This is a genomic window from Pseudomonas sp. B111 (assembly GCF_026428275.1).
GTDB lineage: Bacteria > Pseudomonadota > Gammaproteobacteria > Pseudomonadales > Pseudomonadaceae > Pseudomonas > Pseudomonas aeruginosa.
This window is the reverse complement of sequence record NZ_CP097857.1, coordinates 5,639,077-5,653,960: the sequence shown is the minus strand read 5'-3', so window position 1 is coordinate 5,653,960 and position 14,884 is coordinate 5,639,077. Positions and strand designations below refer to the sequence as shown.

Genomic DNA, 14,884 nt, shown 5'->3' with positions numbered 1-14,884 from the left:
GACTCGCTCCGTCAAAGGAACCTCGCATGGCTACGACACTGGAATTACCCAAGGATCAACTGATCCAGCACGCGCTGAAGCAGATGAAAAGCAGCCTCGGCGATAATACGTGGACTGACCGGCAAAAGCTGGCCCTGACCTGCCGGATTCTCTTCGAGGCCGGCCACGACTCCGGGCTCGCCGGGCAGATCACCTCGCGCGGCCCGGAGGCGGGGACCTACTACACCCAGCAACTGGGCCTGGGCTTCGACGAGATCAGCGCCGGCAACCTGCTGCTGGTCGACGAAGACCTCAACGTCCTCCACGGGCACGGCATGGCGAATCCGGCCAATCGCTTCCACAGCTGGGTCTATCGCGCCCGCCCGGACGTCAACTGCATCATCCACACCCACCCGCTGCACATCGCCGCGCTGTCGACCCTGGAAGTACCGCTGCAGGTCTCGCACATGGACCTTTGCCCGCTATACGACGACTGCGCCTTCCTCAAGGACTGGCCGGGCGTGCCGGTAGGCAACGAGGAAGGCGAGATCATCTCCGCCGCCCTCGGCGACAAGCGCGCCATCCTGCTCTCCCACCACGGCCTGCTGGCCACCGGTGCGAGCATCGAGGAGGCCTGCGTGATCGCGGTGCTGCTCGAGCGCGCGGCGAAGATGCAGTTGCTGGCGATGGCCGCTGGGGAGATCAAGCCGATCCCGCCGGCCCTGGCGCGCGAGGCCCACGACTGGATCTCCACCCCGAAGCGCCACGGCGCCGCATTCAACTACTACGCCCGGCGCTGCCTGCCGCGCAACAGCGACTGCCTGAGCTGAACGACCTTTCCCACCAGGTCCGTCCTGGCATTTCCCACTCAATGTCACGGGTACATCCAATGTCCGCATCCATCCACGGCATCATCGGCTACACCATCACCCCCTTCGCCGCCGACGGCGGTCTCGACCTGCCGGCCCTCGGCCGCTCCATCGAGCGCCTGATCGACGGCGGCGTGCATGCCATCGCCCCGCTCGGCAGCACCGGCGAAGGCGCCTACCTGAGCGATCCGGAATGGGACGAGGTGGTCGACTTCACCCTGAAGACCGTCGCCCATCGCGTGCCGACCATCGTCAGCGTCTCCGACCTGACCACCGCCAAGACCGTGCGCCGCGCGCAGTTCGCCGAATCCCTCGGCGCCGAGGCGGTGATGGTCCTGCCGATCTCCTACTGGAAGCTCAACGAGGCGGAAGTGTTCCAGCACTACCGCGCGGTGGGCGAAGCCATCGGCGTGCCGGTGATGCTCTACAACAACCCGGGCACCAGCGGCATCGACATGTCGGTGGAACTGATCCTGCGCATCGTCCGCGAAGTGGACAACGTGACCATGGTCAAGGAGAGCACCGGCGACATCCAGCGCATGCACAAGCTGCGCCTGCTCGGCGAAGGCCGGGTGCCCTTCTACAACGGCTGCAACCCGCTGGCGCTGGAGGCCTTCGTGGCCGGCGCGAAAGGCTGGTGCAGCGCCGCGCCGAACCTGATCCCGACGCTCAACGGCCAGCTCTACCAGGCGGTGCTCGACGGCGACCTGGAGAAGGCCCGCACGCTGTTCTACCGGCAGTTGCCGCTGCTCGACTTCATCCTCCGCCGGGGCCTGCCGACCACCATCAAGGCCGGCCTGGGCCTCTCCGGCCTGGAGGTGGGGGCGCCGCGCCTTCCGGTGCAGGCGCTGGATACCGAGGGCTGTCGGTATCTGCAGGGGTTGTTGGAAGAGCTGCGCTGATCACCCCGTCAGCGCTTTGACCCGACGGGCCCGGACGACTTGGGGCCCGTCGTTTTTTTTGCCGACGCGCAGCGCGCTCAGCGCGCCGCCCAGGCATTGAAACGCTGTTCCAGCTCCTCGCCGTGGTCCACCCAGAACTCGGCATCCACCGCCCGCGCGCCTTCGAGGTTGGCCGGCGCGGTCGGCAGCGCCTCCTGCACCGTCTTCGGCAGCAACGCCAGGGTGCCCTTGTGTACCGGCCCGTAGGGGATCTGCTCGGAGAACACCTTCTGCGTCTGCGGCTGGCTGGCGAAGGCGATGAATTTCTCCGCCAGCGCCTTGTTCGGCGTGCCCTTCACTACCGCCCAGTACTCCGGATCGTAGAGACTGCCGGGCCAGACGATGGCCAGTTTCACCCCCTCCTTCTGCGCAGCGGCGATGCGCCCGTTGTAGGCCGCGCTCATCACCACGTCGCCGGCCGCCAGCCATTGCGGCGGCTGGGCGCCGGCCTCCCACCACTGGATGTTCGGCTTGAGCTGGTCGAGCTTGGCGAAGGCGCGGCTGACCCCCTCCGGGGTGGCGAGTACCTTGTAGAGGTCCTCCGCCTTCACCCCGTCGGCCAGCAGCGCCACTTCCAGGGTGTACTTGGCGCCCTTGCGCAGGCCGCGCTTGCCGGGGAACTCGCGGACGTTCCAGAAATCCGCCCAGGACTGCGGCGCCCTGGCCAGCTTCGTCGAGTCGTAGGCCATCACCATCGACCAGACGTAGGTGGCCACCCCGCACTCGCTGAAAGTGCCCGGGACGAACTGCGCGGGGTCGCCGAAACGCGCCGGGTCGAGGCGTTCGAACAGCCCCTCGTCGCAGCCGCGGAGCAGTTCGGGGCTCTCCACCTCGACCACGTCCCAGCTGACCTTGCCGACGTCGACCATGGCCTTCACCTTGGCCATTTCGCCGTTGTATTCGCCGGCGACCACCTGCCCGCCGCCGCTTCGCTCGAAAGGTTTGAAATAGGCCTGTTCCTGGGCGGCCTTGGTCGCGCCGCCGAAGGAGATCACCGTCAGGCTCTGGCTCTGCGCCTGGGCCGCCGCGGCGAACGCCAGGCCGAACAGGGACAACCGGGAAAACACGTGTGCGTACTGGTGCAAGGACTTGTACATGGAACACTCCCACAGCCGATTGGCATTGTTGTGATGTTGCTGAGGCAGTTGCCGGCCAGAGGCCGAAACGGTTCCGCGCGCGGTCGCCAGGCGCCGCGTCGTCGTTATGGGGGGACGCTCCGTGTCGCAGGCGACCCGGCCGAGGCCGGGCCACCGGGGCGCGTCACAGCACGCCGATCTCGCGCGCGGTGCGATCCACCGCGATACGGGTCTTGTCGATCAGTTCGTCGATCTCGGCACGCCCGGCCACCAGCGCCGGGGCCATGATCATGCGGCCGAGGGTGGAGCGGATGATCACGCCCTCCTCGAAGCCGATGGTGCGGCAGCGCCAGGCCAGATCGTTCTCGTTGGCGAAGCGCTTGCGGGTCGCCTTGTTCTCGGCGAACTGCAGCGCGGCGACGAAGCCGGCGCCCTGGACCTCGCCGACCAGCGGATGGTCGCCGAAGACCTCGCGCAGGCAGCGTTGCAGGTAGGGACCGGTCTCCTCCCTGACCCGCGTGACCACGCCCTCGTCGCGCAGCGCCTTGAGGTTGGCGATGGCCACCGCCGCCGCCACCGGGTGGCCGGAATAGGTCAGGCCGTGGGCGAACACCCCGCCCTGCTCCACCAGCACCTCGGCGATGCGCTTGCCGAGAACCAGGCCGCCCATGGGGATGTAGCCGGACGTCAGGCCCTTGGCGATGGACAGGGTGTCCGGCTGGAAGCCGAAGTGTTCGTGGGCGAACCATTCGCCGGTGCGGCCGAAGCCGCCGATCACTTCGTCGGCGCACAGCAGCACGTCGTACTGCCGGCAGATGCGCTGGATCTCCGGCCAATAGCTTTGCGGCGGGAAGATCATGCCGCCGGCGCCCTGGAAGGGCTCGGCGACGAAGGCGGCGACGTTCTCCGCGCCCAGTTCGAGGATCTTCTCCTCCAGTTGCAGCGCCGCGCGGCGACCGAACTCGGCCGGGCTCAGCTCGCCGCCGTTGGCGTACCAGTAGGGTTCGTCGATGTGGGCGAAGTCCGGCAGCATGCCGCCCATCTCGTGCATGAACTTCATCCCGCCGAGCGCGGTGCTGCCCAGGGTCGAGCCGTGGTAGCCGTTCCAGCGGCCGATCATGATCTTCTTCTGCGGCTTGCCGAGGATCTGCCAGTAGCGCCGCACGGTACGGATCAGCACCTCGTTGGCCTCGGAGCCGGAGTTGGTGTAGATCGCGTGGCTGTAGTGGTCCGGCAGCAGGCTGAAGAGCATCTCGGAAAGCTCCACCACCGCCGGGTGGGTGGTGTGGAAGAACATGTTGTAGTACGGCAGTTGTTCCAGCTGGCGGCTGGCGGCGGCGGCGAGGTCCTGGCGGCCGTAGCCGAGGTTGGTGCACCAGAGGCCGGACATGCCGTCCAGGTAGCGCTTGCCGTCGTTGTCCCAGAGCTGCAGGCCATCGCCGCGGACCATCACCCGCGGGCCTTCGCGGTTCAGCGCCTTCTGGTCGAGGAAGGCGTGGATGTGGTGCGCGGCGTCCAGTTGCTGGTAGTCGCGGGTGTCGCGCTGCGGGTTGAGCTGAGCGGTCATCGTCTGTGTTCTCCTTGTTCCCTTGGCGCGTCAGGCCGAAGGGGATTGCAGGGGATCGAGGGCGACGGACTTGCCCTGGGCAGTCTCACCGGCCGTCTCGAGCGGTTCGGGTACGAAGAGGGGCTTGCGCATCACGCCCTTGATCCACACCACCGCCACCAGCGAGACCACGCCCAGCACCACGCCGGCGCTGGCGAAGATCCGTCCGGTCATTTCCGGGGTCGGCGAGACGTGGACCACCGCGTAGATCATCCCGGCGATGCCGAACAGTTGCGGCAGCGGGTAGAACGGCGTGCGGAACGGACGGGCGATGTGCGGATAGCGACGGCGCAGGGCCAGCACGTCGACGTGGGCGATGATGTAGGCCAGCAGCCAGGCCAGCGCGGCGGCGAGCAGCAGCAGGTTGATCGAGTCCGGGTCCTGGCCGAGGATCAGGATCGGCAGGCCGGTGATCGCGGCGACGAACAGCACCGCCACCCAGGGTGTGCGCGCCCGCCGGCTGAGCTGCTTGAATTGCGGGAAGGCCTGACCGTTCTGCGCCATCCCGTAGAGCATCCGCGGGATCGCCGCCAGCGACGAGTTGAGGGTGCTGCAGGTGGCGGTGATCGCGGCGATCACCAGGAACAGCTGGCCGTACTCGCCGAACACGCGGTTGGCGAAGAGGAAGTGTGGCAGCGGGTCGCCGGCCAGTTCCGCCTGCGGGATGCACAGCAGCGCACCGAAGCAGTAGAGGGCGATGGTCAGGAAGATGATGCTCAGGCCGAGGATCATCGAACGCGGGATGTTGCGCTCCGGACGCCGCGTCTCCTCCACCAGCGGGCAGACGAACTCGGCGCCGACGAAGCCCCACACGGCCATCGCGGTGAGCGCCAGGGCGCTTACCCCGAGCGGGTTCCAGCCGCTCGCCAGGGCGGTCTGCGCGGAAGCGTGGTCGCTGCTCACCGCACCCAGGCCGAGCACCAGCAGGACGATCATCATCAGCAGCGCCAGGGCGCTCTGCAGGCGCGCGAAGATGTCGATGCCGAGCAGGTTGAGCAGGGTGAACAGGCCGAGCACGCCGTAGGCCACCAGCATCGGCGGCAGCGCGCCGGGGTAGACCTTGCCGATGATCAGGTCGAGCAGCAGCAGTTCCGCCGAGAGGGCGAACATCGCCACCACCACGTAGCCGGAAAAGGTCGCCAGGATCGCCGGGAAATGCCCGATGGCCACCTCGGTGTAGCTGCTCAGGCTACCGGCGCGGGGAATCATCAGGGCCAGCTCGGAAAAGGAAAAGGCGTAGCTCAGCGCCAGCAGGTAGGCCACTCCCAGCGGCACGATGAAGCCCAGGCCGGCCGTCCCGGCGCCTTGCAGCATCAGTACCATCACGCCCTGGGAAACCACCAGGCCGATGGCCACCGCCAGCAGCGGTCCCAGCCCGAGCACACGGCGCAGGGCCGGCTCACGCACGTTCGGCGTGTCGTTCATTCGATCGTCCTCTTGTTGTCGTTATCGGCATCGAGTCGTGTCGCGTCCGTCGCGTCTTCAGCGCAACTGGAACCAGGTCGTCTTCAACTGGGTGTACTTGTCGAAGGAATGCAGCGACAGGTCGCGACCGAAGCCGGACTGCTTGCCGCCGCCGAAAGGCACCGCGACGTCCAGCGCGTCCACGGTATTCACCGACACCGTTCCGGCATTCAAGCGCCGCGCCACCCGGTGCGCACGGTGCAGGTCGTCGCTCCACAGCGAGGCGGCGAGGCCGTAGCGGCTGTCGTTGGCCAGGCGGATGGCCTCGTCCTCGGAGTCGAAGGCGCTGATCGCCAGCACCGGACCGAAGATTTCCTCGCGGGCCAGCTGCATGTCCGGGCGTACGTCGCCGAACAGGGTCGGTTCGATGAAGTTGTCCGAACCGTTGATCGTCAACTGGCGACCACCGCCGAGCAGGGTCGCGCCCTCGCCTTGCGCCCGCTCGATGGCGGCAAGGATCCCGGCGGTCTGCCGGCGGTCGACGATGGCGCCGGCGCGACTGGCCGGGTCCAGCGGATCGCCCGGCTGCCAGTCGCGGGCCTTGGCCAGCAGGCGCTCGACGAACTCGTCGTGGATCGAACGCTCCACCAGCAAGCGCGAGTTCGCCGAACAGACCTCGCCCTGGTTGAAGAAGATGCCGAAGGCGGCCTTCTCCGCCGCCAGGTCGAGATCGCGGCAATCGGCGAACACCAGGTTCGGACTCTTGCCGCCGCACTCCAGCCAGACCTGCTTGAGGTTGGATTGCGCGGAATACTGCATGAAGTACTTGCCGACCTCGGTGGAGCCGGTGAACACCAGTGCGTCCACCTCCGGGTGCAGGCCGAGGGCCTTGCCGGCCTGCTCGCCGAGACCCGGCACCACGTTCAGCACGCCTTCCGGCACCCCCGCCTCCAGGGCCAGCTCGGCCAGGCGCAGGGCGGAGAACGGCGACTGCTCGGCCGGCTTGAGCACCACCGAGTTGCCGGCGGCCAGGGCCGGGGCGAGCTTCCAGGCGGCCATGTCGAGCGGGAAGTTCCACGGCACCACCGCGCCGATCACCCCCAGCGGCACGCGGGTAATGGTGGCCAGGGCCTGCTGGGCGGTCGGCGCGACCTGGTCGTAGAGCTTGTCGAGGCTTTCCGCATACCAGGCGAAGACGTGGGCGGCGCCGGGCACATCGATGTTCCAGGCGTCCATCACCGGCTTGCCCATGTTCAGCGAGTCGAGCAGCGCCAGCTCTTCGCGATGGGCCAGCATCAGCTCGGCCAGGCGCAGCAGCACGCGCTTGCGCTCGACCGGGGCGAGACGCGCCCAGGGGCCTTCGTCGAAGGCGCGGCGGGCGGCGGCCACTGCCGCGTCGACGTCGGCCGCATCACAGGCCGCGACCCGCGCCAGCAGGCGATTGCTCGCCGGATCGATGGCGTCGAAGGTAGCGCCTCTGGCGGCCGGACGCTGGCGGCCGCCGATCAGGGCCTGGTCGATGAAGCGCTGTGTCGCGGCGCGCCGTTGCCAATCGCTGAGTTCGAACACCCCACCTTCTCCTTGTTATCTCGCCGGTCTGCGCCGGTCGTGGTTCTGCACGCATGGCCCGGACCGCCGGGAGGCGGACCGCTGTCCATGGGGTCGATGGGGAAGGATGGTCGCGCAAGCCGCGGCGAAGGAAAATTATTAAAAATGTCCTCGGGACATAAGAAAAAGCTGGCCAGGCGTGCCCCGGCAAAGTGCGTCGTGCTGGGTTATCGTGCAGGCGGGCAATCGTCGTCGCGGCCAGCGCCGCGACGCTCGGCGGCGGCCTGCAACTTGCTTGCAGCGCGGCGGACACAACAATCGAGGCGCGCACGCCCGGCCCGGGGAGGATGATGCGCCGATGAGGTCTTGCAGTGGCGTCCTATACCTTGCGGCAACTCAAGTATTTCGTGACCACCGTGGAATGCGGCAGCGTGGCCGAGGCCTCGCGCAAGCTGTACATCGCCCAGCCGTCGATCTCCACGGCGGTGAAGGGTCTGGAGGAAAGCTTCGGCGTGCAGCTGTTCATCCGCCACCACGCCCAGGGCGTGTCGCTGACCCCCGCCGGCGCGCGCTTCTACCGCAAGGCCCAGGAGCTGCTGCGGATGGCCCACGAGTTCGAGCAGAACGCCCTGGCCGACAACGACGTGATCGCCGGGCAGATCGACATCGGCTGCTTCGAGACGGTCGCCCCGCTCTACCTGCCGGGCCTGATCGCCGGCTTTCGCCAGGCCTATCCGGGGGTGGAGATCCGCATCCGCGACGGCGAGCAGCAGGAACTGGTGCAAGGCCTCACCTCGGGGCGCTTCGACCTGGCCTTCCTCTACGAGCACGACCTCGACTCGACCATCGAGACCGAGCCGCTGATGCCGCCGCAACGACCCCACGCGCTGCTCCCCGAAGGCCACCGCTTCGCCGGGCAGGCGCAAGTGTCGCTGCGCGACCTGTGCCTGGAACCGATGATCCTGCTCGACGTGCAGCCCAGCCGCACCTATTTCGTCAGCCTGTTCGAGGAACTCGGCCTGACGCCGAACATCGCCTTCAGCTCGCCGTCCATCGAGATGGTGCGCGGCATGGTCGGCCAGGGCTTCGGCTTCTCCCTGCTGGTCACCCGCCCGCATTCGGAATGCACCTACGACGGCAAGAAGGTGGTCATGGTCGACCTCGCCGAGCCGGTGTCCACCTCCGGGCTCGCCGCCGCCTGGCTGAAACGCGCGCAACTGACCAAGCCGGCACGATTGTTCGTCGACTACTGCCGGGAGCAACTGGGCAAGCTTGCCGAGCGCCGGCACTGACCCTCAGCTTTCCGACATTCCAAGAGGAACTTTCTTTCTGACAAAGACGAATCCGATGACTGTGGCAAAAAGCCTCCGTTGCTAGGGTGGCCGGCGCTCCGGACCACCCCGGTCCGGCGCACCATCCGCTCCATCCGCTGAGTTCCGTTAGCCTATCGGCGGCTCAGGCTGCCGAAGCGGGATTCCATCCGGTCAGTGCAACTCCGCCTTCCCCAAGGCGTTTCCAGGCCGTCATGCTCCGCCACGCGCTAGGACATGACGGCCCTTTTTACCCCTCCCGCGCCGCCTCAGGCACAATCCCCCGACGCCACCGGCCAGGGGAACGCGGATGCTGATCGACGAAGAAATCACCCTCAAGAAGCTGGAAACCTTCCTCGCCTTCATGCGCACCGGCAACCTGGCGCGCGCGGCGGCGGAACTGGGCACCAGCAACGTCAGCGTGCACCGCGCCATCCACTCGCTGGAAAGCGCCCTGCGCTGCCCGCTGTTCAAGCACGAGGGACGCAACCTGACCCCGCTGGAAAGCGCCTACGTGCTCGAGGAGCGCGCGCAGAAGCTGGTCCAGGAGGTACTCGACACGGTGCGCCTGACCCGCGAGGCGGCCGGCTTCTCCGCCGAGCGCTTCAAGCTCGGCGCGCTCTATTCGCTGACGGTGAAGACCGTGCCGCAACTGATCATGGGCCTCAAGCTGCGACGCAGCGCGCTGAATATCGACCTGATCCTCGGCTCCAACGTCGACCTGTTCTACCAGCTGAAGAACATGGAGCTGGACGCCATCCTGGTGTCGCTCAACGACAGCGTCAGCGATCCCGACTGCGAGCACCTGCCGCTGTTCTCCGATGACATCTTCCTCGCCGTGCCGGTGGACTCACCCTACGCCAGGCTCGCCGAGATCGATCTCAGCACCCTGCGCGACACGCCCTTCGTCACGCTCACCCAGGGCTTCGCCACCCATCAGGACGGCACCCGGGTGTTCCAGCAGGCCGGTTTCGAACCGCAGATCGCCATGCAGGTGAACGACATCTTCACCCTCCTCAGCATGGTCAGCTCGGGGGTCGGCCATGCGCTGCTGCCCAAACGCATCGAGGCGGTCTACGAGAACCGCGTGCGGCTGATCCCGCTGCAACCGCGCTATCGCCTGCAGCAGCACATCGGCGTGGTGTTCCTCAAGGCCAAGGAGCGCGACCCGAACCTGCTGGCGTTGCTCGCGGAGTGCCGGATGTACAGCCTGCGCCTGGAGCAGGAGGCGGCGGGATAGCGGACGGAAGTCCACATTACCGCTGGCCCGCTGACCTCTCCCCAACCCTCGCCCTTCAGGGAGAGGGTGCCCGGACGAGCCCGCTCACCCAACCAGGCCGCGCACGCTGAAATACAGCAGCGACGGCCCCAGCAGACAACCGATGGCGGTATAGAACGCCGCGGTCAGGCAACCGTAGGGCACCAGCTTCGGGTCGGTGGCGGCGAGGCCGCCGGCGACGCCGCTGGAGGTGCCCATGAGACCACCGAAGATCACCGCCGTACGTGGATTGTTCAGGCCGATGTAGGGCGCGACGAAAGGCGTCAGGACCATCACCAGGATCGCCTTCACCAGCCCGGCGGCGATGCTCAGCGCCATCACCTCGGAGCTGGCCCCCAGGGCGGCGCCGGTCACCGGTCCGACGATGTAGGTGACCGCGCCGGCGCCGATGGTGGTCAGGCTGACCGCATCGGTGTAGCCGAACGCCATGGCCACCGCGACCCCGGCGACGAACGACGAACCGACCCCGAGGAACAGCGACACCACCCCGGAAACCCCTGCCCGACGCAGTTCCTCGACATTCACCCCGAAGGCCGTGGCGACGATGGCGAAGTCGCGCAGCATGGCGCCGCCCAGCAGGCCGATACCGGACATCAGGGGCACGTCCACCAATCCTTTCTGCCCGCCGGTGGCGACGCCGCCGACGTAGGACAGCACCAGGCCGAGGAAGATCGCGATCGCCGAGCCGTGCAGGCGCCCGCGGGTGAGGCGCGCCGACAACCAGTAGGACACCGCCATGGTCACGCCGATGATGGCGAAGCCGCTGATCAGGCCGTAGCCATTGATGACTTTGTTCAGGGACTCGAACATGGCGCTCACCCCTGCACGCTGGTGCGCGGTTTCAACGGCGGGGCGCCTTCGGCTTTCTTCCGGCCGAAGCGGTCGAGCAGCGGGACCAGGGCGAAGGCCACGGCGACCGCGGCGATGCCGGCGAGGATAGCGGCCGGCCCGCCGCTCAGCGCGCCGAGGACATTCTGCTGGGCGGCCATGGCGACCACGATGGGAATGTAGACCGCGCTCCAGAACTCCACGCCCTGCTCGGTCTTCGCCGAGAGCAGGCCACGCTTGCCCAGGTAGCTGCCGACAAAGATCAGCAGCAGCATGGCGATGCCGACGCCACCGACGTTGGCCGGCACGCCGAGCAGCACGCCAAGGATCTCGCCGATGAACAGCCCGGCGAGGGTACACAGAGACAGCAGTGCGACACCGTAGATAATCATTATTGTTGTCCTCGGTTGCGGATCGATGTTGTTGTTTTTATGCCTCGAACGAACGCTTATCGGGTTCTCTTTTCCTCCTCGCGCAACAGCGCGTCCAGGGTATCCGCCCGGGAGCCTTCGAAGGCCGGCGTGGCGCAGCCGAACAGAGGCCGCGCCAGCCCGCTGAGGATCCGTCCCGGCGGCAACTCGAGATGCAGGCGGGCACCGCGCTCGTAGGCGCTGCGCAATGTCGCCAGCCACTCGACGCGGCGCGCCATGTTGCCGGCGAGATCGTCGGCCAGCGCGGCAGGTTCGGCGACCAGGCGCGCCCGGCTGCTGCTCAGGTAGGGCACGCGCGGCCGATGCAGGTGGATGCCGGCGAAGGCTTCGGCCAGGCGCGCGGCCGGTTCGTCGAGCAGCGCACAGTGCGACGGTACGCTCACCGCCAGGCGCTTCGCCGCGCTGGCGCCGGCGGCACGGGCGCGTTCGGCGAGGGCGGCCAGCGCCGCTTCGCTGCCGGCCACCACCAGTTGCCGCTCGGCGTTGACATTGGCCAGGTAGAGCGGCGGGTGCTCGCGCCGCACCATCAGGATCAGCGCATCCAGTTGCGCCTGGTCGAGACCGAGGATGGCGCTCATCCCGTAGCCCTCGGGCCAGGCGGCCTGCATCAGTTCGCCGCGCAGCGCCACCAGACGCAGCGCGTCGTCGAAGTCCAGCGCGCCGGCCACCACCGCCGCCGGATAGGCGCCGATGGACAGCCCGGCGACCAGCCCCGGCCGATGCCCGCGCGTCTCCAGCAGGCGGCTGGCGGCGACCCCGGCGATCAGCAGGCACAACTGCACCGCGCGGGTGCCGCGCAAGGCCTCGGCGCTCTCCAGTTCGGCCGGCGCCTGGCCGAGACAGTCCGCCGCCTGCTCCAGGCAGGCGCGCACCGGCGGTTCGTCGGGCAAGGCCGCGAGCATGCCGGGACGTTGGGCGCCCTGGCCGGGATAGGCGAACAGCACGCTCATGCCTCGACCTCCGCGGCCCGCCAGGGGTCTTCCAGCAACAGCGGCGCCTCGCTGCCTTTCGCCAGCACCCGGGGCCGACCCTCGGTCCATTCGCGCAGGGCCACGCCGCCCGCCGGGGTCTGCAGTTGCAGGTCGATCCGGCAGGGACACTGCTCGAAGCATTGCAGCAGGCGTAGCGCGTCATCGCGCGGGAACGGGCGCGGGGTGCGCAGCAGCAGGTCGAGGTCGCTGTCCGGATGCAGCACGGCGACCCCGCTGGCCAGCTCGAAACCGGCGCCGCCGGTCACGCCCCAGGCCAGTCCCAGCGCGTTCAGCGGCGCACGCAGGTCGCGCAAGGCACGCCAGGCCGGCAGATCGCGCAGCATCGCCGGCTCGCGCTGGCCCAGCGCTTCCGGGCGCAAGCGCCGGGTGATTGCCGCCAACGGCATCCAGCCGGCCCAGCGCTGCTCCCGCGCCAGGCCGCGCACGCCGATGGCCACCCGCGCAGGATCTGCCGGCGCACGGCGCACCACCACCGGCCAGCCGGCCTCAAGGGCCGCGCAGACCCAGGCCGGAGCATTCTCCGGCAGATGCGCCGGCGCCATGCCCAGGAGCAGGTCATGGGGTTCCGGCGCTGCCCAGCGGCGCATCGGATCAGGAGCGAGCCGTCGCCGGCTGGAGCCCCGCTGTGAGCTGTTCGCGATGACCACGGCTCGCTCCTGAATTCACCACTGCTCGCGCAGCAGCCGGCGCACCCGCGCCGACGCCTCGCGGTTGGCCGCGCCGAGGCGGCCGCCGAGGTCGCGCGGGCCGCCGAGAATATCGGCCAGGGCCTCGCCCAGGCAGGTGCGGACCCGCACCAGGTCCGCCGTCGACGGCACCTCGACGGTCTCCACCGGAAGGGTCCTCCAGAGCAGGCCGAGCGACGCGTAGCTGTCGATGTCGTAGGCCATCGGCGGCACCTTCGCCGCCAACGCCTCCAGTTCCTCGACGCTGCGCAGGGTGATCCGCGCGGCGGCGGCCTTGCCCATGGCGTGGACCATCACCCCCGGATCGTGCAAGGCGATCAGGCGGTTGGCCTGGTAGCCGTGGGCGAGGAACGCGCCGGACATCGCCTTGCCCACCAGCAGGCCGATCAGCGGATGCCCGGCGAGTCGGGCGCGGGCGTAGGCATCCACCGCCCCGGCCAGCGCCTGGTGGATACCCAGGGCCTCCTCGCGGCGGCCGTAGGCCTGGCTCGGCACGTCGACGATGGCCAGCAGCGCGCGCTTGCGTGGCGCCTCGCGGTCGGCCTCCAGCGCCTCGTCGACGGCGGCGGCCAGGCCCCAGCCCTCGAGCAGCCCGACCTCGCCCTGGCGAGCGCGCGGGAACGGATTGTCGGGATCGGGCACGACGGCCAGGAAACGCACCGGGTAGCCGTCCAGCTCGGCATCGGCGACGCGCAACGAAGCAGGATCGCCGGGACGCGGCGCGAGGCTACCGGCCAGCGCCTGGAACCAGGCCAGGCCACGGGAAGCGAACGGTTGGCTCATGTTGCATCTCCTTGGCCCAGCCCCTGGTACAGCCGGCGCACGCCGGCGGCATCCGGTTGCTCGGCGGTATCGAGGTCGCCCAGCCGCCGCAGGTAATCCTCGGCGCGGCGGCAGCGCGGCCGTGCCGGCAGGCCCTTGGCGAAATACGCGAGTACCGAGGTGCGTACCTCATCGAGGTCGTCGGCCAGGTAGGCGTCGGCGAGACCGCTGGCGAAGCGCTGCTCGCCGCCGGTGAGGCTCCAGATGAACGGCCGGTCGCGCGAGTCGTATTCAGCGATGCCGGCCTCCTGTTCGATCACCTGCGGACCGTTCAAGCCGAGGCGCGCCTCGCGGGTCACCAGCACGTAGCTGCACAGCCCGGCGGCGATGGACATGCCGCCGAAGCAGCCGACCGGCCCGGCAATCACCGCCACCACCGGCTGGTAGCGCTGCAGATCGACGATGGCCGCCTGGATCTCGGCGATCGCCGCCAGTCCGAGGTTGGCTTCCTGCAGGCGCACGCCACCGGTTTCCAGCAACAGCAGGGCCCGGGTCGGAACGCCGTTGCGATTGTCCTCGGCGGCCAGCTCCAGCGCGCCGGCGATCTTCGCTCCGCTGACTTCGCCAAGGCTGCCGCCCTGGAAAGCACCTTCGATGGCGGCGAGCACCGCCGGCTGGCCGTCGAGGAGGCCACGGGCGACCACTACCCCATCGTCGGCCTGGGGCACGATGCCCTGTCGTTCCAGCCAGGGCGACTGCACGCCGGCGAAGGGATCGAGCAACTCGCGGAAGCTGCCCGCGTCAAGCAGGGCCCGGGCGCGTTGGCGCGCTCCCAGTTCGGTGAAGCTGCGCAGCGCCAGCAGGCGGGCGACGTCAGTCATGGCCAGCCTCCTCCAATGCCTGCTCCAGGCGCAGGCGGACCACCCCGGGAGTGGCGCCGAAATCGTGGATGCGGATCGACGCGGCCGGCGCCGTGGACGCCGCGAAGACCCGCGCGAAAAGTTGTTGCCAGCGCGGGCCGCTGCCGTTTACCGAGGTCACCACCTGGATGCTCAGCGCGCCTCCGGCGGCCGGCTCGAGCAGCACCTCCAGGTCGCCGGAGCCGACGCAGCCGGCCAGGGCGCGACCGCGCGCCGGAGCGCCGGCGGGAAATTCGAAGGTCAGGGTTTCCAT

At 68.8% G+C, this 14,884-nt stretch carries 15 protein-coding genes; 4 read left to right on the top strand and 11 right to left on the bottom strand.

The window, feature by feature from the left end:
• Positions 1 to 26: 26 nt before the first annotated feature.
• Entirely contained in the window at positions 27 to 809 is a 783-nt protein-coding gene (locus tag M6E97_RS26165; RefSeq protein WP_003084054.1) for an aldolase, read from the top strand.
• Between the two features lie 59 nt (positions 810 to 868).
• Positions 869 to 1,750 (top strand): dihydrodipicolinate synthase family protein, encoded by an 882-nt coding sequence (locus M6E97_RS26160; RefSeq protein ID WP_003110235.1) that lies wholly within the window; start codon positions 869 to 871, stop codon positions 1,748 to 1,750.
• A 77-nt stretch (positions 1,751 to 1,827) separates the two neighbouring features.
• Here M6E97_RS26160 and M6E97_RS26155 read toward each other — a convergent pair whose 3' ends face one another.
• From M6E97_RS26155 to M6E97_RS26140, 4 genes are all read right to left on the bottom strand, one after another.
• Positions 1,828 to 2,886 carry an ABC transporter substrate-binding protein gene (locus M6E97_RS26155; protein WP_003133095.1) on the bottom strand — a complete coding sequence of 353 codons (1,059 nt, stop codon included), beginning with the start codon at positions 2,884 to 2,886 and terminating at the stop codon, positions 1,828 to 1,830.
• A gap of 163 nt (positions 2,887 to 3,049) precedes the next feature.
• Complete coding sequence (locus tag M6E97_RS26150; protein ID WP_033939425.1) at positions 3,050 to 4,432, bottom strand: aspartate aminotransferase family protein; 1,383 nt, start codon at positions 4,430 to 4,432, stop codon at positions 3,050 to 3,052.
• A 30-nt stretch (positions 4,433 to 4,462) separates the two neighbouring features.
• Positions 4,463 to 5,896: an APC family permease gene (locus M6E97_RS26145; RefSeq protein WP_003084045.1), complete on the bottom strand. Its 1,434-nt coding sequence runs from the start codon at positions 5,894 to 5,896 to the stop codon at positions 4,463 to 4,465.
• Positions 5,897 to 5,953: 57 nt separating this feature from the next.
• Positions 5,954 to 7,444, bottom strand: coding sequence for an aldehyde dehydrogenase (locus tag M6E97_RS26140; RefSeq protein ID WP_033939427.1), 1,491 nt, complete (start codon positions 7,442 to 7,444; stop codon positions 5,954 to 5,956).
• Positions 7,445 to 7,794: 350 nt separating this feature from the next.
• Here M6E97_RS26140 and M6E97_RS26135 point away from each other — a divergent pair, with 350 nt between their 5' ends.
• Both M6E97_RS26135 and M6E97_RS26130 read left to right on the top strand, forming a co-directional pair.
• Positions 7,795 to 8,715 (top strand): LysR substrate-binding domain-containing protein, encoded by a 921-nt coding sequence (locus M6E97_RS26135; protein ID WP_003084035.1) that lies wholly within the window; start codon positions 7,795 to 7,797, stop codon positions 8,713 to 8,715.
• Between the two features lie 328 nt (positions 8,716 to 9,043).
• Positions 9,044 to 9,973 carry a LysR substrate-binding domain-containing protein gene (locus tag M6E97_RS26130; RefSeq protein WP_003084019.1) on the top strand — a complete coding sequence of 310 codons (930 nt, stop codon included), beginning with the start codon at positions 9,044 to 9,046 and terminating at the stop codon, positions 9,971 to 9,973.
• An 84-nt stretch (positions 9,974 to 10,057) separates the two neighbouring features.
• On the opposite strand, the gene madM is transcribed toward M6E97_RS26130, so the two are convergent.
• The 7 genes from madM to M6E97_RS26095 are packed head-to-tail and all read right to left on the bottom strand — an operon-like array spanning position 10,058 to position 14,884.
• Positions 10,058 to 10,822, bottom strand: a complete 765-nt coding sequence (gene madM, locus M6E97_RS26125; protein ID WP_003084016.1) for a malonate transporter subunit MadM — start codon at positions 10,820 to 10,822, stop codon at positions 10,058 to 10,060.
• A 5-nt stretch (positions 10,823 to 10,827) separates the two neighbouring features.
• A complete protein-coding gene (madL, locus tag M6E97_RS26120) occupies positions 10,828 to 11,232 on the bottom strand; it encodes a malonate transporter subunit MadL (protein ID WP_003084010.1) in 405 nt (134 codons plus the stop codon).
• A gap of 56 nt (positions 11,233 to 11,288) precedes the next feature.
• On the bottom strand, positions 11,289 to 12,221 hold the full coding sequence (gene mdcH / locus M6E97_RS26115; RefSeq protein ID WP_023092275.1) for a malonate decarboxylase subunit epsilon: 933 nt from the start codon (positions 12,219 to 12,221) through the stop codon (positions 11,289 to 11,291).
• A complete protein-coding gene (locus tag M6E97_RS26110) occupies positions 12,218 to 12,910 on the bottom strand; it encodes a malonate decarboxylase holo-ACP synthase (RefSeq protein WP_079381532.1) in 693 nt (230 codons plus the stop codon). The genes mdcH and M6E97_RS26110 overlap by 4 nt, the downstream gene beginning before the upstream one ends.
• Before the next feature lie 15 nt (positions 12,911 to 12,925).
• A complete protein-coding gene (mdcE, locus tag M6E97_RS26105) occupies positions 12,926 to 13,732 on the bottom strand; it encodes a biotin-independent malonate decarboxylase subunit gamma (RefSeq protein ID WP_003112668.1) in 807 nt (268 codons plus the stop codon).
• Positions 13,729 to 14,592 carry a biotin-independent malonate decarboxylase subunit beta gene (locus M6E97_RS26100; protein ID WP_003084003.1) on the bottom strand — a complete coding sequence of 288 codons (864 nt, stop codon included), beginning with the start codon at positions 14,590 to 14,592 and terminating at the stop codon, positions 13,729 to 13,731. Before M6E97_RS26100 ends, mdcE begins: the two co-directional genes overlap by 4 nt.
• The gene (locus M6E97_RS26095) at positions 14,585 to 14,884 is read right to left on the bottom strand and encodes a malonate decarboxylase subunit delta (protein WP_003084001.1); all 300 of its coding nucleotides are present in this window, start codon (positions 14,882 to 14,884) and stop codon (positions 14,585 to 14,587) included. Before M6E97_RS26095 ends, M6E97_RS26100 begins: the two co-directional genes overlap by 8 nt.

Coding starts and splice junctions, on each gene's coding strand:
- M6E97_RS26145 (WP_003084045.1), bottom strand. CDS start 5,896: ATGAACGACACGCCGAACGTGCGTGAGCCGGCCCTGCGCCGTGTGCTC.
- madL (WP_003084010.1), bottom strand. CDS start 11,232: ATGATTATCTACGGTGTCGCACTGCTGTCTCTGTGTACCCTCGCCGGG.
- M6E97_RS26130 (WP_003084019.1), top strand. CDS start 9,044: ATGCTGATCGACGAAGAAATCACCCTCAAGAAGCTGGAAACCTTCCTC.
- madM (WP_003084016.1), bottom strand. CDS start 10,822: ATGTTCGAGTCCCTGAACAAAGTCATCAATGGCTACGGCCTGATCAGC.
- M6E97_RS26155 (WP_003133095.1), bottom strand. CDS start 2,886: ATGTACAAGTCCTTGCACCAGTACGCACACGTGTTTTCCCGGTTGTCC.
- mdcH (WP_023092275.1), bottom strand. CDS start 12,221: ATGAGCGTGCTGTTCGCCTATCCCGGCCAGGGCGCCCAACGTCCCGGC.
- mdcE (WP_003112668.1), bottom strand. CDS start 13,732: ATGAGCCAACCGTTCGCTTCCCGTGGCCTGGCCTGGTTCCAGGCGCTG.
- M6E97_RS26165 (WP_003084054.1), top strand. CDS start 27: ATGGCTACGACACTGGAATTACCCAAGGATCAACTGATCCAGCACGCG.
- M6E97_RS26095 (WP_003084001.1), bottom strand. CDS start 14,884: ATGGAAACCCTGACCTTCGAATTTCCCGCCGGCGCTCCGGCGCGCGGT.
- M6E97_RS26150 (WP_033939425.1), bottom strand. CDS start 4,432: ATGACCGCTCAGCTCAACCCGCAGCGCGACACCCGCGACTACCAGCAA.
- M6E97_RS26100 (WP_003084003.1), bottom strand. CDS start 14,592: ATGACTGACGTCGCCCGCCTGCTGGCGCTGCGCAGCTTCACCGAACTG.
- M6E97_RS26160 (WP_003110235.1), top strand. CDS start 869: ATGTCCGCATCCATCCACGGCATCATCGGCTACACCATCACCCCCTTC.